This window comes from Streptococcus parasanguinis (assembly GCF_001073155.1).
In the GTDB taxonomy this organism is placed as follows: domain Bacteria; phylum Bacillota; class Bacilli; order Lactobacillales; family Streptococcaceae; genus Streptococcus; species Streptococcus parasanguinis_D.
Genome location: NZ_JVEE01000026.1, coordinates 1 through 18102, shown reverse-complemented (window position 1 = coordinate 18102; position 18102 = coordinate 1). Strand labels below are relative to the sequence as shown.

15 protein-coding genes are annotated in these 18102 nt (G+C 42.3%); 3 read left to right on the top strand and 12 right to left on the bottom strand.

The genetic code is table 11. The features are described 5' to 3' along the window. Positions 1 to 4: 4 nt before the first annotated feature. The 4 genes from ADH92_RS03700 to ADH92_RS03685 form a co-directional block, all read right to left on the bottom strand. On the bottom strand, positions 5 to 1396 hold the full coding sequence (locus ADH92_RS03700) for an APC family permease (protein ID WP_049497197.1): 1392 nt from the start codon (positions 1394 to 1396) through the stop codon (positions 5 to 7). A 284-nt stretch (positions 1397 to 1680) separates the two neighbouring features. After that, positions 1681 to 2511: a hypothetical protein gene (locus tag ADH92_RS03695; RefSeq protein WP_049497196.1), complete on the bottom strand. Its 831-nt coding sequence runs from the start codon at positions 2509 to 2511 to the stop codon at positions 1681 to 1683. Further along, the gene (locus tag ADH92_RS03690; RefSeq protein ID WP_049497194.1) at positions 2508 to 3308 is read right to left on the bottom strand and encodes a hypothetical protein; all 801 of its coding nucleotides are present in this window, start codon (positions 3306 to 3308) and stop codon (positions 2508 to 2510) included. The genes ADH92_RS03695 and ADH92_RS03690 overlap by 4 nt, the downstream gene beginning before the upstream one ends. After that, entirely contained in the window at positions 3302 to 3631 is a 330-nt protein-coding gene (locus ADH92_RS03685) for a PadR family transcriptional regulator (protein WP_003012258.1), read from the bottom strand. Before ADH92_RS03685 ends, ADH92_RS03690 begins: the two co-directional genes overlap by 7 nt. Positions 3632 to 3891: 260 nt before the next feature. Between ADH92_RS03685 and ADH92_RS03680 the strand changes: the two genes are divergently transcribed. Beyond that, positions 3892 to 5856, top strand: a complete 1965-nt coding sequence (locus tag ADH92_RS03680) for a peptide ABC transporter substrate-binding protein (protein ID WP_049497191.1) — start codon at positions 3892 to 3894, stop codon at positions 5854 to 5856. Positions 5857 to 6164: 308 nt separating this feature from the next. On the opposite strand, the gene ADH92_RS03675 is transcribed toward ADH92_RS03680, so the two are convergent. From ADH92_RS03675 to ADH92_RS03650, 6 genes are all read right to left on the bottom strand, one after another. Further along, the gene (locus ADH92_RS03675) at positions 6165 to 8168 is read right to left on the bottom strand and encodes an FtsX-like permease family protein (protein ID WP_049497189.1); all 2004 of its coding nucleotides are present in this window, start codon (positions 8166 to 8168) and stop codon (positions 6165 to 6167) included. After that, the gene (locus tag ADH92_RS03670) at positions 8161 to 8928 is read right to left on the bottom strand and encodes an ABC transporter ATP-binding protein (protein WP_049497186.1); all 768 of its coding nucleotides are present in this window, start codon (positions 8926 to 8928) and stop codon (positions 8161 to 8163) included. Before ADH92_RS03670 ends, ADH92_RS03675 begins: the two co-directional genes overlap by 8 nt. A 176-nt stretch (positions 8929 to 9104) precedes the next feature. Then, complete coding sequence (locus tag ADH92_RS03665; protein ID WP_049497184.1) at positions 9105 to 9659, bottom strand: hypothetical protein; 555 nt, start codon at positions 9657 to 9659, stop codon at positions 9105 to 9107. A 357-nt stretch (positions 9660 to 10016) separates the two neighbouring features. After that, positions 10017 to 11135, bottom strand: coding sequence for a DUF4767 domain-containing protein (locus tag ADH92_RS03660; protein ID WP_049497182.1), 1119 nt, complete (start codon positions 11133 to 11135; stop codon positions 10017 to 10019). An 83-nt stretch (positions 11136 to 11218) separates the two neighbouring features. Then, a complete protein-coding gene (locus ADH92_RS03655; RefSeq protein WP_049497180.1) occupies positions 11219 to 12076 on the bottom strand; it encodes an alpha/beta hydrolase in 858 nt (285 codons plus the stop codon). Beyond that, positions 12063 to 13355 (bottom strand): PTS transporter subunit EIIC, encoded by a 1293-nt coding sequence (locus tag ADH92_RS03650; protein ID WP_049497178.1) that lies wholly within the window; start codon positions 13353 to 13355, stop codon positions 12063 to 12065. Before ADH92_RS03650 ends, ADH92_RS03655 begins: the two co-directional genes overlap by 14 nt. A gap of 320 nt (positions 13356 to 13675) precedes the next feature. Here ADH92_RS03650 and ADH92_RS03645 point away from each other — a divergent pair, with 320 nt between their 5' ends. Together ADH92_RS03645 and ADH92_RS03640 are read left to right on the top strand one after the other, a co-directional pair. Further along, a complete protein-coding gene (locus tag ADH92_RS03645; RefSeq protein ID WP_049497176.1) occupies positions 13676 to 15070 on the top strand; it encodes an MFS transporter in 1395 nt (464 codons plus the stop codon). A 313-nt stretch (positions 15071 to 15383) separates the two neighbouring features. Next, positions 15384 to 16079: a VIT1/CCC1 transporter family protein gene (locus tag ADH92_RS03640; RefSeq protein WP_049497174.1), complete on the top strand. Its 696-nt coding sequence runs from the start codon at positions 15384 to 15386 to the stop codon at positions 16077 to 16079. Between the two features lie 28 nt (positions 16080 to 16107). Here ADH92_RS03640 and ADH92_RS03635 read toward each other — a convergent pair whose 3' ends face one another. Together ADH92_RS03635 and ADH92_RS03630 are read right to left on the bottom strand one after the other, a co-directional pair. Continuing rightward, complete coding sequence (locus ADH92_RS03635) at positions 16108 to 16647, bottom strand: NADPH-dependent FMN reductase (protein WP_045759196.1); 540 nt, start codon at positions 16645 to 16647, stop codon at positions 16108 to 16110. Between the two features lie 315 nt (positions 16648 to 16962). Then, positions 16963 to 17973, bottom strand: coding sequence for an Rpn family recombination-promoting nuclease/putative transposase (locus tag ADH92_RS03630; protein WP_049497171.1), 1011 nt, complete (start codon positions 17971 to 17973; stop codon positions 16963 to 16965). Positions 17974 to 18102: the final 129 nt, after the last annotated feature.

The following is an 18102-nucleotide window of genomic DNA, read 5'->3' as shown; positions in this document are numbered from 1 at the left end:
TCTTTTATTGATTTTCTTCTGAATGGCGATACCCATAACCGAAATAAATTCCGACCCCGATCAGGAGAGCAACTCCGAAGGCCAGCCAGGTCGATAGGGAATACTGGGTCATAAAGGACAGACAGACCACAATCGACAGGATTGGCAAGACTGGAACCAAGGGTGTTTTAAATTCACCAGGTCCAGGAGCCCCGTGTTCCTTGCGCAATTTCAAGAGGGCAAAGGCCAACATAACTAGGTAAGCCAAGGTACAAATATTTAAGAAGGAAGCGATACTTGCAAGTGGAAAGACTCCACCAGCAATGGCAGCCATCGAGCCAGCTACTAGTGTTGCATTTTTGGGAATTCTAGTTTTTGGATCGAGCTGTTTCATAGCTTTTGGCAAAAGCCCATCCCGCGCCAAACTGTAAATCATCCGTGAAAGGGCAAAGGTCATGGAAATGCAGACGGTAATCAAGGTCAAAATAGCCACTAAGGATACATAATTTCCAGCCCAACCAGCTCCGACCTGACGAAGGGCAAAGGCAACCGCGTCTTCTACATTTAAGTTCTTAAAAGGAACCATACCGGTCAAAACCAGGGTGACCAAGATATAAAGAACGGTTGTGATCAAGAGACTGAGGACAATCCCACGAGGAACGTTCTTTTGTGGTTCCTTGATTTCGTCGACCGCCATTGAAATGGACTCAAAACCAAGAAAGGCAAAGAACATGAGCGAAGCTCCAGCCATAATCCCTGTCTGACCACCATAGATTTCGCCAAATCCATACGGAGCAAAGTTTGCCCAGTTGCCAGGATTTAGGTGAAAAATCCCGACAAGAATAAACAAGGCAAGAGCGGAGAACTTGAGTAAGACCAGCAAGGAATTAAAGCGTAAAACCGCTTTTGCATTCATAAGGACTAAGGCTGTGACGAGGACCATAACCAAAATAGGCAAGAGATCCACATAAGTTCCCTTAGCTGGATCAAAAGTCCCGTTTAAAGCTGTCGGCAGGCTCCAGCCAAGATTGGCCAACAAGCCCTTGAAATACGCAGCCCAACCTGAAGCCACCCCTGATACAGCTGTCATAAATTCCATCACAGTCAACCAACCTGCAATCCAGGCTGGAAACTCTCCAAAGATGGCATAGAGGTAACTATAGGCCCCACCAGTTGAAGGGATGCGAGACGCAAATTCAGCAAAGAAGAGGGCAGATAAGCCAACGCAAAAAGTCGCAATCACAATCGAAATAATCAAGGCTGGACCAGCTAAATTCGCTGCTGCTGTTCCCGTAATTGTGAAGATTCCTGTCCCCACCATGGCACCGATTCCTAAAATAATCAAATCCCACAATCGTAAATGGCGATTTAGACCCGGGTGTACTTGCCAAAGTCCCTTTTTTCGAAATAGATTCATGTATATTCTCCCATCTAATGAGTTTATTCTATCATACTTGGACAAGAAAGAGAGTGGGACAGAAATCGGTAATTCGTCAGAATTCAATTTCGTCGTCCCACCTCCGCACAGTTGAGTAGGGCATCTTTGGAACTTGAAAAGCGAACAACTACTTAGGAAACTTGCTTAGCAAGTCCTATCTACCACCTCAAAGCAGTGCTTTGAGCACTCAACCACTGCGTCTTGCTCGACAATCCAAAAACAATTGAGAGGCTAGGACTTTTGTCCCAGCCCCCCTTTTCTTTCTATTTATCACTTTCCGTCCTATTCTTTTTCAAAGCACGAATCGTAAACCAATAATAAATAACGAGCCCAAAAACGATGATCACTGTGGGCAGAAGAACCGTCATACCAAGATTCTGAACTCCTTGTGCCAAGGTCCAGCGATGTAAGAATCCAACCACTAAAAAGGCGACGATAGGAAAGATGAAAGCTCGTCCAAACTCTTCTTTCCATTGCCAAAGGATGAGAGCTCCGCTAGACCCTGTCATGAGAAGAGCATCCCAAGGACTAGGGACTACAAACCAAGCAAGAGCTGGCAAGAAGCGGACTCCCACTATTTCACCGACAAAATAGAATCCTAGAACTAGAACAAATGCTACATAAATTGCTTTTTTCGTTTTTTCCTCCGCAAAAATGAGACGACGAAGGAGATAGAAGATGATCCCAACAGCTAGGAGTCCCAAAATGATGTCTGTCAAATAGACTAGTGGCTTGAGCACAAGGACCGCTTGAGAAGCAAAATCACTTAAGAGGCGATAAAATATCACAATACCTGAAAAGATAGCCCCATATTTCAAAACAGACCGCGTCGATTCTTTGGGCATATTTTCGATGATTTGGTCTGCCATTCCCTTTGGATCGAGACCAAAATAGTCCTTGGCCGTTAAGCCATCCGCTCCTGCTTGCGAAAAATCTAGCGCTAGATTATAGACCTGCTCTCTTAAGGCTTTCTCCTCATATAAGAAACCTGCAAAATTGAAATAATCCCAGAGATCTTGGAAATAGGCTTGGTCCTCCTGGCTAAAGGTTTGCATCAAGGCCTGCGTTTCTTCAAAATACATTGCTGATTTCATGCTTCTTCCTTCTTTCTTTGGAGACAAAATACAATAAGGGTCAGGACTAGTCCCATGAGAGGAAGTAACCAGCCTATTAATTGAGCAGTTTCCTGATTCACAAGACGAATCCAGCATCCTGTAACTAGGAAAGTCAGGCCCATGACTAGTAGACTCGACATCAGACGATTCCTGCTTCTAAAAGCCATGACCGTAAACCCAAGTAAGACTAGGACAGCGAGAACAATCGCCCAACCATCTGATAAGAAGAGACTCCCAATGTGGCCAAAATAGATCGAAAATTGTCGTACGATGTTCAGAAATACCATCAGGCTGATCACACTGATAAACATAGCCCAAGACCACTTCATTTCACCATAGCTCTGTTTAGACCAAAGCCACGTGATGAACTGGCTGAACACCAAGAAATTGAGGAGAATGACAACATAGGTCAAGGGTTCGATTTTTAGTGGCGTCATCCAGGTAAAATCCATTAAATAACGCATGCCAACCAAGATCACTCCAAGTAGGAAGACGAGTCCCACATAAGATCCTAAAGAGCGTTTAGGCAAGTCTGAAAGAACTTGATCCACCATCGCCCGTGGATCCTTTCCAAAATAATCCACCGCCCGAATGCCTTCTTTTTCAGCAACTTTCAGGTCGCAAACCATATTGTAGAGTTGTTCACCGAGCGCTTCATCATCATAAAAATAGGACTTGGCCCCAATATAGGCCACCATTTTTTTCACATAGGCTTGATCCTCTTTGTTTAGATGAATCAATTCATCTGACATTTTTTCTGTATAACTTTCTACCATTCTTCTCCCTCCTTCTTGATACGTTCTACTTTTGTGACTAGCTCCTGCCACTGGTCCCAAAATTCCTCTAAGCGCTCTCTTCCAGCATCACTGAGTGAAAAATACTTACGATCAGGACCATCTGGAGACGGCCTCATTTCCCCATGAATGACCCCTTGTTTTTCTAATTTTTGAAGCAGGGGATAAATGGTCCCAGCGACAATCTTATCAAATCCCATCTCTTTGAGACTTTGGATCAATTCATAGCCATAGATGGCCTTTTTTGAAATAATCTCCAGCACACAGCCCTCCAAGACTCCCTTTAGTAATTGGGACTCTTTCATCCTTCTCACCTCTTTCTTCACATTTTTCACTAGTTTGTTTTACATACTAGTCTTTTCACTATCAGTATACTCTTTCTCAGCTAGTATGTAAAGCATAATAGTAACTTTTTTCAAAAAAATTTTTATTCCTTAAAAATCCCTTAAAATCAAGGTTTCTCTGTATACTCGTGTGTAAATATACAAAAAAAGTTCAAAAAACACTTTATTTTGTAGATTGATTGGAGTATAATAATTAAAATTATTCAAAAGGAGACACGAATATGAAAAAATCGAAGCTTGCTCTTTTAGCAGGTGTCGCCGCGGCTTCAACGCTTTTCCTTGCTGCATGTGGCTCATCTTCTAATGCGTCAAAAGGTACGACTTATAAATATGTCTATAGTTCTGACCCTGATACCTTGAACTATTTGACTTCAAACCGTGCAACTACAAGCGACATTACTACCAACTTGGTCGATGGTTTGTTTGAAAACGACCAATACGGTAACTTAGTTCCTGCTCTTGCAGAAGACTGGTCCGTCTCAAAAGACGGTCTGACTTATACTTACAAGCTTCGAAAAGATGCGAAGTGGTATGATTCAGAAGGAAATGAATACGCTGACGTCACTGCAAAAGATTTCGTGACATCTCTAAAATACGTAGCAGATAAAAAATCTGATGCTCTTTACTTGGTTCAAAACTCAGTCAAAGGCTTGGATGACTATGTAAACGGGAAAACTAAAGACTTCTCAACCGTTGGGGTAAAAGCTGTTGATGATCACACTCTTCAATATACTTTGAACCAACCAGAATCTTTCTGGAATTCTAAATTGACGACTGCTACTATGATGCCAGTTAATGCAAAATTCCTTGAATCAGCTGGTAAAGACTTTGGTAGCGTGAAACCAAGTGGTATCCTCTACAACGGTCCATACATTTTGAAATCCTTCACTTCAAAATCACAAATTGAACTGGATAAAAACCCTGAATACTACGACAAGAAAAATGTTCACATCGATACCGTTAAATTAACTTACTTCGATGGATCAGACCAAGACTATCTGGCTCGTAACTTCTCAGATGGCAACTTATCTTCTGCTCGTCTCTTCCCAACGAGCTCAACTTACAGCACAATTCAGAAGAAATTCAAGGATAACATCGTTTATTCACCACAAGATGCGACTGTCTACTATGCTTACTTCAACGTCAACCGTCAAAACTACGGTCATACTAAGAAGACTTCTGACGAGCAAAAGAACAGCACTAAGACAGCTCTTCAAAACAAGAACTTCCGTCAAGCCTTGAACTTTGCTTTAGATAGAACCTCATATAGCGCTCAAGTGAATGGGAAAGATGGAGCATCAAAAACTCTTCGTACCCTACTAGTTCCACCTACATTTGTGCAAGCCAACGGAAAAGACTTCGGTACACTCGTTGAAGAAAAACTTGCTGCAACAGGAGATGAGTGGAAAGGTGTTAGCTTTGCTGATGCTCAAGATAGCTTGCACAATGCGGATAAAGCCAAAGCAGAACTTGCAAAAGCAAAATCTGAATTGCAATCACAAGGGGTTCAATTCCCAATCCATATCGACTATGTCGTAGACCAATCTTCTAGCTCACTTGTTCAACAAGCAGACTCTATGAAGAGCTCTATCGAATCTGCTCTTGGTAAAGACAATGTCGTGATCGATGTGCAAAAATTGTCTACAGACGATGCGGATAACGCTACTTACTTTGCCCAATCACCAGAGCAAAAAGACTTTGACATGGATATCACTGGTTGGGGACCTGACTTCCAAGACCCATCTACTTACTTGGATATCTTAAACCCAACAGATGGTTCAACCTTGACTGGTATGGGACTTGATCCTAAGAAAGACCAAGCGCTCATCGAGAAAATCGGTTTGAACGAGTACAAAGAATTGTTGGATGCTGCCAATGCTGAAAAATTAGACACTAATGCACGTTATGAAAAATACGCTGCTGCTCAAGCTTGGTTGACAGAAAACGCAATGGTTCTTCCAATCTACTCTAAGGGTGGAGTTCCATCTATCACGAAGGTAACACCATTCTCAGGCGCTCGTTCTTCAATTGGTATCAAGGGAGATTCAAACTTCTTCAAATACCAAAAACTTCAAGACAAGACAGTCACAACTGCTGACTACGAAAAAGCTTATAAGAATTGGTTGAAAGAAAAAGAAGAATCAAACAAAAAAGCGCAAGAAGAACTTGCAAAACACGTGAAATAATCACGATAGAAAACACCGGGGATAAAATCCCCGGTGTTTTTTGGTTAAGGATAAAACTATCTTTGAAACTTTCCTTAGGTGAGTACGGACGTTAGCGAACTTCTCCGAAGTTCCAAAACTCCCGAGTGCTAGAAATACTATTATTTCTAGCACTTTTCTCACGGCGGAAAGTTTCGGTATTTGTTTAAATAAGCTTAATAACATACATTATTATAATTCTTTCCGCAACACTTAGCTTGTTCTAAGTAAAAAAACAGGTTGTCTACTTATCGGCTTTTTCATTTCTCAATCTTTTCTAGACTCAACCGCTATCTCACGACAATCTTCCGATAACTTCTAGAAGTCAGAAGAAAGACGAGAATATAGGAGATGAAAAAGACGGCGCAGATAGAGAGAGTTGTTTGAAGGACCAAGCCCGCATTGGTTGCTCCTAAGATAGCAACGATTTTTGCAATCATCTTGTAGGCTACTCCTAGGTATAGGAAGGAGAAGAATAATGGAAGGAAAAAGACGGTGAGAATCTGTTTGCGAATCGTGATGGACGTTTGCTTTTGGTCCAATCCTACTTGTTGCAAGATCACAAAATTTTCCCGGTCCTCATAGCCTTCTGAAATCTGCTTGTAGTAAATCACGAGAACCGTAGCCAATAGAAAGATCACAGATAGGAAAACTCCAATAAAGAGGAGAGTCCCTGCTGATTCACGCCACTCTTTCTCTATGCTGTATCGTTCATATCCACCAAAAAGAGTCGCACCATATTGACTCATTTTGTCTGTCGAATACAGCTCTTTGATCAAGCTAGAGATAAAATCTTGGTTCTCTTTATTTTTAGCAGTAATAGAGAATTCCAAATTTTTATCAACTTTTAGTCCCAGTTGGTTCAAGTCAGGGAGGACAAGGTGCAAGCCCATTTGATGTTGAAACAGTTCGATTTGAGGGATTTTCCCTTGGATAAAGTTAGAGTCTAATTTTTGTTTAATCGTGAAGGTCTTCCCATTGATTTCTAATTTCGAGTCTAGTCTTCCCGGATACTGATAACCATAGGCTAGGATTTCATTTTCCCCAAGCTCAACTTTTTGACCGGTCAGTTGCTCATAAGTCGCCTGATCAAAAAAGTAGACTGTTCCTTCTGACTTTAACTCCTGACCAGTTGATGGAGTGGACTGATCATTCACCTCTAAGATCCTTCCATCAATCTTTCGAATTTCAGCCGACCAGTATGTTGTCTGTGCCACCTGATAATCTGACAGATGTGTCGCATCGGCTGTTTTCTGAATAATAGCTTGAACATCCTTGATAACCGGTTCTGTTTCAGCATCTGAAGGCATATGCCCCACACTAATCATGTAATCAGAAGGGTAAACAGTATCTAGATAGTTCTTCCCTCCAACAAAGATATTAAGCGACCCGGTTAAGGTGACCAAAACCATGGTGGATAGAATACTAATCGTCGCAAGGCCCGCTGCATTTTTTCGCATCCGAGCTATTAAGTTAGAGACAGATATAAAATTCTCTGGCTTGTAATAGTAGGATTTCCGACCTTTGAGAAATCTTAAGAAGGTAATGGAGCCTGCGTTGAATAAGAGATAAGTCGCAAGAATGACCAAAATGACAGCAATAAAGAATCCTTGGACAGCCGCAACCGGACGCTCCGCTGTTAGCGCCAAATAGAAAGCAATTCCTAAGAGCCCTAGACCTAAAAGAGTTTGGACCAGCAAGAATCTTCCCTTCTTCTCTCCTGCTTTCTTTTGCTGCATAAGATGAAGGGAACTGTAGCGCAAGAGGCGGAAAGAATTCAACAAAAGAATGAGGCCAAAAGCTAAGGCTAACCCAAGTAAAGTGTTAAGAACAGCCCCTATCTGGAAGGTTGATTGAATGACGACTGGAAGCCCCATACATTTTAAGAGCAGGGCAAAAATCAAGGGATCAAATAAAAGCCCCAAACCCAGTCCCGCGCCAACTGTGAGAATATAGAAGATAAGCAATTCCCATAAGGTCATGACGAGGAGGTGCTTCTTCTCCATTCCCAAAACACTGTAGAGTCCCAGTTCTTTGGAACGATTTTTCATGACATAGCCATTGGCATAAGCCACTAAAATGATGACGACCAGCTGGACGACGAAACAACCAAAACCAAGAACCGTTCTCCCCGTTCTCCCTCCGTAAGAATCCTCTAAATGAGGGGTCGTTGCCAAGGCGATAAAACTATAGAGGATCATGGTCGTTAAAATGACAGCTATAGCGAAAGGGTAATACAACTTGCGATTTTGTTTGAGGTTGGAAAGAGCCAATTTACTTGTTAATTTAAACATCACGATCCTCCTTTCCCGCCATGACCGTCAGGGTATCCGAGATTTCTTGGAACATCTGACGCTCCGGCTTTTCCCCGCGGAAAATCTGGTTGTAAAGGATCCCATCCTTGATAAAGAGCACGCGCTTGGCCCGAGCTGCCGCTGCGGTTGAGTGGGTCACCATGAGGATAGTTTGCCCCATGCTATTAATATCTTCAAAGACATCTAGAAGAGCAGCCGAAGACTTGGAATCCAGCGCCCCTGTTGGCTCATCTGCCAGGAGGATTTCTGGCGAGGTGATGATGGCCCGCGCTACGGCCACCCTTTGTTTTTGCCCACCAGAGATTTCGTAAGGGTATTTTTCAAGCAGTTGGTGGATGCCCAATTCCCGACTGACGCTATCGACCTTACTCATCATTTCCTTGACCGGTCTGCGAGAAAGGACCAGAGGGAGAAGGATATTGTCCTTGACAGACAAGGTATCAAGCAAATTGAAATCTTGAAAGACAAAGCCTAGTTTTTCCCGACGAAAGCTCGACGCATCCTTGTTCTTGATGGTCGAGGTGTCGGTGCCATTGAGGTAGACCCAGCCTTCGGTCGGCTGGTCCAGCATGGCTAGGATGTTGAGGAGGGTGGATTTCCCGGATCCTGATTCCCCCATGATGGCAACGTATTCCCCTTTTTCCACGGTGAAATGGATGTCTTTTAGGGCTTCAACCTGCGTTCCTTGAAAGCGGGTTTTGTAGATTTTTTTGATATGTTGAACGTCTAGTAGGGTCATGGTCCATTCCTTTCTAGCTCGATAAAAGCTTCAATCGTTTTTTACAAATCTATTGTACTAAAACTGAAACGCTTTCACCATAACATAACCTTACATTTTACCCTTTATTTCTTACATTTTTGTAAGAAAACAAAAATAGGCTAGGACTTGAGGTCCTACCCTATTTTTTTCTTTGATTATTCAGCTGATGAAGATGTGTATGATCCAAGAGCTGTATATACACTATCAAGAATTTTTTTCAATGAGTCACGAGATGTTTTAATTTGTTGTAAGAAAGGTGTACGTCCTTGGTCAGGAACAACCGTATCATCTGAACCCGCACTTGAAAGCATAGTATCAAATTGAGTTTTTGATTCATCCATCGCTTTCATAGCTGGTTCTACTTGTTGATTATAGCTATCACGTTGTGAAGCCGGCATTTTCTGACCGATATCTTGTGCATACTTTTTGTAATTATCGATTAATTTAGTATAAAGATTTTTAAAATCACCAATTGTTTTGGCATTATCGATTTCTTCATCAGTCAACAAGACAACTTCTGGAATTTCAACAGAAGATGTCGCTGATTTTGATGAACTGCTTGATTTGCTTTCTGAAGTAGATGATTTTTCTACTTTGCTAGAAGAAGCTTTTGAATCCTTGCTTGATGATTCTGAAGCAGTTTTACCAGAACAAGCTGCTAACGTTGCAACCGACAAGAGAGCCACACCGGCTGTAAGAAGTTTTTTCATATTTTTTCTCCTATAGATATTGATTAATTATATTTTAAAATGAAATCTTTTTATTGTCAAATATTTTATGCACTTAATCCTTTTTATACCAGCTTTTATCACTAACTCTTAACATATTTTGCCGTCCTCTTCACAAAAACCAGAAAATAAATTTTTATTTATTCTGCGAATAAAGTAAAAGATTAGACAAAACGTCCAATCTTTGATGAATGCTTGAAATAACTGAATAAGCCCGTAGCTGATTGTTTAAAGAACTACATCGAGGTATTAAAGTAAGTTTCTAACATATTTATTTGCCTTTTAACTGCAACAGTGCATAAAATGTGTGAAACAAGATTTCGCTCCTGTTTCTTTTTTTCATTGATGAAGTAATTGATTGAACTCTTCTTGAAGTTCCTTGTTGTCCGTTGGTTTTAGATACATCTTTCCACCATTAGTCGTTGGAGAATGAAAGACAATACCTTCTCCTGTATCTGTAATGGCAAAGAAATAACTATGCACATCTGGATACTTGTCCCAATTGCTATAGCGTTCCACGATGCGGTATTTTGCATTTCCTTGACCAGTATCTGTATAAATGGCATCCATCTTACTATTTTCCCCTAGAGTATAGAGGTTGTCTGGTCCTACATCACCGCCAGCGATGCCTTTTTGATAGTTGGGTTGGCCCATCTTTTCGCCCCAGGTCTTCATAAATTCTGCCAATTTTGCTGATTTCTCAGCATTCCAAGGCGTTTTTTCCTGGCTTTGGCTATTTCCCGCCGATGGTGTGCTGTCAAAAGTTTGCCAGTCAAAACTCTTGAGATCCAATTTTTCCTCATCCGATTTTCCAAAGAGGCTATTCAGATCTGAACCAGGTACTTGGACCTCTTCTTCCTGGACTTTGGTCGCAGCTTGAGGCGCCTTTTCTATCCGTGAGAGCACAGCTACACCACGGCCAGTTCCTGACATCCAGCTGACTTCTAAGACTTCTCCTCCCTGATAGAGGGTCGTCGCATTGCGCGCTCCACCGTGTCCAGCGACGAAACCTTCAGCTAGTAGAGTCGGTTTTTGGTTCTTGAGGTAATAAACTCCTGTCACAAAGTAGCTTCCATCAGTCTGCTGATTGGCGATGATCATCTCATCTACCCCATCGTTATTTAAGTCCTTAAAGGCATAGCGAACGGCATCTGGCTGATTGATGATAGTCTCGATCACCCAGCTATTGATCATCCGATCTTCTTTGGCTAATGCATCATTCAATTTGGAAATAGCATCTAAATCTTTTGAAGTGGTAAAAATCTTTTGGTAGTCTGAAAAAACAGACTGGTATAATTGTTTGTTATCTGCTTTTTTCGCTTGTTTCTTTGCTGAGGTCTGGCTTGTTGCAGCCTCTTTTTTGGGACTGGACTGGCGTTGGTATCTTTGGTAACATCCTGTTAACATGACCATACTTGAAGCCACTAAGCCTAAGGGCATCCATTGTTTTCTTTTCATCTTTTCTCCTTTAGTCTCCCATGTTTTCATACTGATCTTTATTATACTAAAAAAAACATGAGGAAGGAATCCCTTCTTCACACTTAGTTTATTTTATTCGGTTTGGCACGACTATCCGTTTGACTTTCAATATGCTCTTTCACCAAGGCAACTACCTCATCATTGGTCGGAAGATCCGAGTGCTGGGCATCTTCCCCCGTCACCGTAATCTCCGTATAGCTAGCTGCTTGGTTTTGGTAGATATATTTCCCAGCAGAAACACTGGCATCTGGGACCAACTCATCTGAATCATAGGTGATGGTCCCTGCTACTGAATACATATGGAGGGTTGTCGGGATGGCTTCTTTTCCCTTGATAAAGTCAGCCAACATCTCAGATTTATTTTTGATATTGGTCTCCGTGAAATTGTAGGGAGTTCCAATCGTCATAAGGGTCTTGAGATCCACATCATAATTCCCTAGATAATTTTCAATAAAGGCTGTATAGATCAAGCCACCGTTGGAATGACCCAAGCCCTTAAAATTATTAAAATTATATTTTTCTTGAAGGGCTTCAAAGGCTTGATTGAATAGTTTAGCCTGCTTTTTAATGTTGCTATAACCATCTTTGTTGTTTTCAAAACCAACCACAATTACCGGCTCATTGTCCTTGGCATCAATACTACCACTATAGGTGATATGCCCATCATTCCAAACCTTAACCTTAAGTAGACTGTGTTTGGTTCCTTGGCGTTCTTGGTTGAGCTTGGTCACCAAACCATCAAAGCGGTTCTCTGTCGCAGAGCTTCCCGGGATCATGATGATGGGAGACAATTTCGAATTATAAAATTTCTCGATTCTTGAAACATTGGTCCGAGTCCAGCTATAAGAAGGAATGGCTAAAGCGATCAAGAAAAGACTGACCAAAGTGAGGACGATCGCTGTTTTTTTAGATGGCTTCATCGCTTTCTCCTTTCACTTTTAGATCTTTTCGGATACGATTTCCCATGCGGACAAATGGTAGATAAAGGAGCACATCGATGGCAAAACAAAGGATACTGACAGCTAAGGCCCTCAAACTTCCTCCGGTTCCAATAAAAGCATAGAGAAGGCTAGGAGTCCCATCTGGCACCGGATAGACGGCTGCAGGCATCAGCTTGAAGCACAAAGCTACAGCTGCTATTCCCATATTCACCAAGGGGATCAATAAGAAGGGAATCACATATAGGAGGTTGAGAAGGACCGGTATCCCTACCATGAAAGACGCCCCGTTGTTAAAGAGGCTTGGAAACAGACTGAGAAAACTGACTTTCTTGTCCTTTTGACTTCGTGAAACCAATAAGATTGCAACCAAAAGAGCTAGGACGGCTCCGACACCAGCTACCAGACCAAAACTGCGGTACAAATTGGTCAAGGTATAGAGATGAGGAATGCCTGTCGTTGTATGATGCGTCACAGCGTAGGTGAGATTTTCCAAAGCAAAGTTATCATCCGCAATTGAGTTCAAGGCAAAGGCTTGACTATTACCAAACCAAGCAGATAGCCCACTAAATAGTCCCATGACAAAGGTGGACAAGAGATGATGACTGCTTACCGTTAGAGAAGCCAAGAACTGTCGGATAGTCTGAAAAATATTAAATTGGTTCCCAAGAACCACAAGAAGATTGAGGCTGACCCCTAGAACTAAGGATAAGAAAATGGGACGCACCGTCTTGGGTTGATAGATGAAATCCTTGTCCACAATCTGGTCGTCACTGGCCTTGGATAGACGAAAGATCTGCCCGATTAGATAGCCTAAAAAAATCGCTAAGACGATATTGGTCGTCGCAGGTAAGTTGATACGTGTCAGTTGCCCGTCATGGAGTGGTCCCACCAACAATTCCTGGGACCCTACAATCAAGCTGACCAAAAGAGCAGTGACACCTGCTGTCCCTGTACTTCTACCGTAGTGCCCAGCTGTGTATTTTCCAGCGAAGTAGGTCGCTAACGGTCCAGCTAGACCTCCTAGAAAGTTAGAAATATTACCGAGGACCTGGCTGATGGCCTGATCCCATAGCAACCAGCTATCCATCGAAAAGAGCTGATGGATATAGCCTCGATCGGAGAAGACCGATAGAGCGATCACCCGAATGATTCCTGAAAATAGAAAAAAAGGAAATAAGGAAACCAGAGTTTTCTGGGAAATTTGAATCAAACTTTTTTCTCGTAACCAGAAAAACTTCTGGACTAAATACTTGGTCATGGGGCCTCCTGTTCGAGTTGATTGACTTATTCACGTTTACTGCTTTCTTCTTATTATATCATACTCGCGACCGTATCCTTTCGTTTGGAGAGATGTCATCAGTTGAGAATGCTGTTAATATTTTCAAAACTTTTCAAAAACTCTTTGACAGGGGTCTTCATTTCCTCTATACTATTTGTTAGCTAACAAAACGATGGATCAGGTTACCGTTGGTCTTGCTATGCTCATAGCGATTGGAGCTGACGGAAAATCAGATCGTAACCATGATTTTTATACCATAGTCCATATCTTTAGGAAGATTTAGGAGGAATCAAACACCGATGTCACAAGAAAAAATTTCAGCCAAGGTCCTGTATGCTATTTTTGCAACAGGGATCCTTTCCTTTTGCGGGGTGGCTGGAGAAACTGCCATGAATATCACCTTCCCAATATTGATGAAGGAATTTGAGATCAATACCGCAACCGTCCAGTGGGTCACCACCATCTATCTTCTAGTGGTTGCCTGTGTAGTCCCCTTATCTGCCTACCTCAAGCGCTCTTTTAAAATGAAGTCCATCTTTTTAGTTGGAAATCTCCTATCTGTTTTAGGTGTTCTCATTGACTTCCTGGCTCCAAGTTTTGGCTTTGTGGTTCTGGGGCGATTGGTCCAAGGAATGGGGGTTGGTTTTGCCCTTCCTCTGATGTTTAATATCATTTTAGAGCAGGTCCCAAAACGCAAGATCGGTCTCATGATGGGAGTGGGTACCCTGATTACAGCTATCGCTCCCGCCATTGGGCCTACTGTCGGTGGTCTCTTGACAGCTAACTTCGGTTGGCGGTCCATCTTTTTGGTTCAATTCCCGATCCTTCTAGCTTCGCTAGTTGCAGGACTTCGCTCCATTGAACAAATCAGTACAGTCAAGCGAGAAACGCTTGATATCATGAGCCTTCTCGCCATTATTGCTTCATTTTTAGGCTTGATTTTAGGGATTCACGGTCTTTCTGATCATGCTTTCTTTAGTTTTTCTGTCCTTGGTTGGCTGGTGATTGGTTTTTTGGGACTGGTTCTCTTAGTCTGGCGGTCCAATCAGTTAGAGACTCCCATTATCAACCTTGCCATCTTAAAGAACCATCTCCTCACTGGCCATGTTCTTGCCTTTTTCACCTTCCAATTAGGTTCTCTGGCCATGAGTTTCCTCTTGCCCAATTATGTCCAATTGGTCAACCACTCGAGCACCACTCTTGCAGCCTTGATGTTGCTTCCAGGAGCCATCATTGGAGCAGGTTTTGCTCCCTTCTCTGGTCTCATTCTAGATAAGTTGGGCGCTCGCAAACCGATTCTCCTTGGAGCTGCTTTAATCCTTCTAGCCCATTTCCACTTCACCCTTTTTGCCCTGAAGCTGACAAATGGCTTGATTCTCATCTTTTACATGATCTTCATGACCGGTATGGGACTGGCCTTTGGCAATATCATGACCAACGGACAAAAACAACTTTCTCTGGAAGAGCAACCCGATGCGAACGCGATCTTTAACACTCTGCAACAATTTGCAGGCGCTGTCGGAACAACCCTGGCTTCACTGATCGTTGCCATGAGCCAAGCTAATCAAAAGATGGACTTCACCCAAGCCACTGCTAAGGGAAGTCGCAACGGTTTTATGGTCCTATTTGCCTTAGGCATCTTCCAACTCCTTCTCTTATTTTGGGTTGTCGGAAAAGAAAATGAAATGAACTAATTTATCTCATAAAAAACAGCAAAATTTGCTGTTTTTTTATTATCCTTTTCTTACCCGTGTGACAATGCCATCAGGATCTTGAAAGGTAAGGCCACTTCCGCTAAATAAACCTTGCTAGAATAGGCGTATACCATATTCTTTCTCTTTTTTGTTGTAATTACATTTGTTACATTATACCTCTTTAAGTTGTAATGTCAAATATTACAACTTAAACTTCATTAAATTGTCGAACTTTTATCATTTGAGTTAAAATCCTTGCTTTCTTTTTGTATTTTATTTATAATCATTCTAAATAAGATGAAGGAGATATTGTATGACTGAAATGAAACATGGAGTAGATGAATCATTTAACGACCGCTTGAATATCTTGAGAGCCGCTGTTCTCGGGGCCAATGATGGGATCATTTCTATTGCTGGGGTGGTGATTGGGGTAGCCAGTGCCACACCAAACATCTGGATCATTTTCCTATCTGGCTTGTCGGCGATTCTGGCAGGTGCCTTTTCGATGGCGGGCGGTGAGTATGTCTCTGTTTCCACACAAAAAGACACGGAAGAAGCCGCTGTGAACCGCGAACAAGCCTTGTTGGATCGCGATCCAAAGTTAGCGAGAGAATCTCTCTACCACGCTTATCTTCAAAATGGAGAATGCGAAACTTCCGCAAAGATTTTGACAGAACGGGCCTTTCTGAAACATCCCCTCAAAGCCCTGGTTGAAGAAAAATATGGTATCGAATACGAGGAGTTTACCAATCCTTGGCATGCTGCTGCCTCTAGCTTCCTTGCTTTTTCGGTTGGTTCCCTTCCTCCAATGCTCTCTATTATTCTCTTTCCAACTGCCTATCGTATTCCGGTGACGGTCTTCGTTGTTGGACTATCCTTGATCTTCACTGGCTATACCAGTGCAAAACTGGGAAAAGCTCCAACCAAGCAAGCCATGCTTCGCAACCTCATCATTGGCCTTCTCACCATGGGTGTGACATACTTCTTCGGACAACTCTTTAGTATCTAAAAAGCTGAGACTTCTGTCTCAGCTTTTCTTATGCTTCTAATAATGCTTGTGCTTGTTTTTCCAGCCCTGCGACCGCTTCATCTGTCAAGACCAATTCACCTGTTTCCCAAGCTTCTGGGTTAACGGTTGTTCCAGTAAACTCTCCAACCACTTGAGTCCGAACGAAAGGCAAGAGCGCTTGGTAAGCCGCAAACATTGGTTCGTGTCCGGCATTGGCTACTGAAGAAACCGTTACGATCTTGTCTTGAAGGGCAGATGGACCACGCGTTTCTGACAGGTCAAGGGCACGGCTCAGCCAGTCGATCAGGTTTTTCACTACGCCTGGAATCGCAAAGTTATAAACTGGCGAGAAAATCCAGATGGCATCTGCAGCAAGAACCGCATCACGCGCTGCTTGTACAGCTGGCAAGGTTGGTGTTTCCAAATCTTGGTTCATCATTGGGATGTCCTTGTAGTCCAAGTAAGTCACAGTTGCTTTTCCTTCAAGAAGACTTTCTGCTTTCTTAGCCATTTGGTGGTTAAAAGATCCTTGACGAAGAGATCCGACGATAAATAAAATGTTTTTCATAGTTGTTTCCTCTTTCTGTTGTAAGATTTTTTGTTACAATAGCTATTATACACGATCATAATGTAATGTCAAGGATTACAACTCGGACATTTTAAACTTTTATTCCATTTCACTAAGGATGGGCCAAGAAGAATGAGAAAAAAGGTTGGACAAAAGTATCCAACCATCAATAAATCATAACCGTATAAATCTGTAGAGGATCAAGATCCAAGAATAACGAACTCCTGACGATCTTTACAATCCATTCTAGAACTACTTTTTTCTAAGCAAGATAATTCTCAAAGTTTCTTTGTTCCACAAATTCTGTTCGCGCTACTACTCCTCGTTAGACGAATCAGTAGCCAACATTTTTTTGATGGATTCCCTGGATAAATCCGTCATTTCAGCAATCATCTCGATACTCATCCCCTTCAAAGCCAGTTTCTGAATCAGAGACTGCTGACCAGCTTGAACTCCCAACTCCATGCCTTCTTGTCTGCCTTGTTCCAATCCCTGTTCAAGACCACGCTCGAGTCCTTGTTCGAGTCCTTGTTCGAGTCCTTGTTTCAACCCTTTCTGAAAACCGGCTTCCAGTTGTTCTTTCCGAAAGGTATCCATGCTCATTTCCCAATTTTCTCTGATACGAATCCGTTCATCAATCATTTCTTTTTCCTCCCTTGTCCAATTTGATGGGATCAGGAGTGATTCTGCCTGCTCGATCACTTGATCTGGTTGATGACTGAATGGGTGATTGCCAAAAAATTCAAGCCATTGTCTCCAGTGAGCATTCAACTCCGTATCTCTACTTTCATTATACTTATCCAACTCTAAAAAGGCAACCTTTAACATATTGTGCGCTACTCCATTCTTTCGAGAGCTATAAAGAGGTGTCCCATCTACCGTATGGCGCATTTCATAGACATTGACGGGTGAATCTAAATGAGGAAAAATACTTCGCTCCAGGATAGCGATCCCATAGACCGGCTCCAGCTCCTGGTACATAGAATGGGTCGCTCCTTTCTTTCGCTTGCGTTGGACATTTTCTACCAGTTGATTGGCTAAATAATAGTGGAAACGATTCAAGAAGTACTCTTGCTTCAAAACTTGAATCTCAATGATCACTTCAAGCCCACTATCTAGTCTTGCTCTCACATCAACGGATGTTTCAAAAGGAAGATCTCCTAAAAACCCCTGCTCATGGATCTGGTCTCCTTCTAAAATCTCAACGGACTCTACTGGCAGATCCAAGACTTCGCGGATGAATTTGGCTGTCACATCCGGTAGACTAAAAATCTTTTTCGCCATTAAATCCAAGGTGGGCGATACATACTCGTGTCGTTTCTTCATAGCAACCTCCGATGATTTCGTATAGGGAATCCCCTCACTTATACCATTCGAAAAAATTGCAGAAAATGAGAGTGGGACAGAAATCGGTAATTCGTTAGAATTTGATTTCGTCGTCCCACCTCCGCACAG

Excerpts from the sequence above, each read along its gene's own strand:
- ADH92_RS03660 (WP_049497182.1), bottom strand. The coding sequence starts at position 11,135 with ATGAAAAGAAAACAATGGATGCCCTTAGGCTTAGTGGCTTCAAGTATG.
- ADH92_RS03670 (WP_049497186.1), bottom strand. The coding sequence starts at position 8,928 with ATGACCCTACTAGACGTTCAACATATCAAAAAAATCTACAAAACCCGC.
- ADH92_RS03700 (WP_049497197.1), bottom strand. The coding sequence starts at position 1,396 with ATGAATCTATTTCGAAAAAAGGGACTTTGGCAAGTACACCCGGGTCTA.
- ADH92_RS03665 (WP_049497184.1), bottom strand. The coding sequence starts at position 9,659 with ATGAAAAAACTTCTTACAGCCGGTGTGGCTCTCTTGTCGGTTGCAACG.
- ADH92_RS03630 (WP_049497171.1), bottom strand. The coding sequence starts at position 17,973 with ATGAAGAAACGACACGAGTATGTATCGCCCACCTTGGATTTAATGGCG.
- ADH92_RS03675 (WP_049497189.1), bottom strand. The coding sequence starts at position 8,168 with ATGTTTAAATTAACAAGTAAATTGGCTCTTTCCAACCTCAAACAAAAT.
- ADH92_RS03685 (WP_003012258.1), bottom strand. The coding sequence starts at position 3,631 with ATGAAAGAGTCCCAATTACTAAAGGGAGTCTTGGAGGGCTGTGTGCTG.
- ADH92_RS03655 (WP_049497180.1), bottom strand. The coding sequence starts at position 12,076 with ATGAAGCCATCTAAAAAAACAGCGATCGTCCTCACTTTGGTCAGTCTT.
- ADH92_RS03695 (WP_049497196.1), bottom strand. The coding sequence starts at position 2,511 with ATGAAATCAGCAATGTATTTTGAAGAAACGCAGGCCTTGATGCAAACC.
- ADH92_RS03640 (WP_049497174.1), top strand. The coding sequence starts at position 15,384 with ATGACTGAAATGAAACATGGAGTAGATGAATCATTTAACGACCGCTTG.
- ADH92_RS03650 (WP_049497178.1), bottom strand. The coding sequence starts at position 13,355 with ATGACCAAGTATTTAGTCCAGAAGTTTTTCTGGTTACGAGAAAAAAGT.
- ADH92_RS03645 (WP_049497176.1), top strand. The coding sequence starts at position 13,676 with ATGTCACAAGAAAAAATTTCAGCCAAGGTCCTGTATGCTATTTTTGCA.
- ADH92_RS03635 (WP_045759196.1), bottom strand. The coding sequence starts at position 16,647 with ATGAAAAACATTTTATTTATCGTCGGATCTCTTCGTCAAGGATCTTTT.
- ADH92_RS03690 (WP_049497194.1), bottom strand. The coding sequence starts at position 3,308 with ATGGTAGAAAGTTATACAGAAAAAATGTCAGATGAATTGATTCATCTA.
- ADH92_RS03680 (WP_049497191.1), top strand. The coding sequence starts at position 3,892 with ATGAAAAAATCGAAGCTTGCTCTTTTAGCAGGTGTCGCCGCGGCTTCA.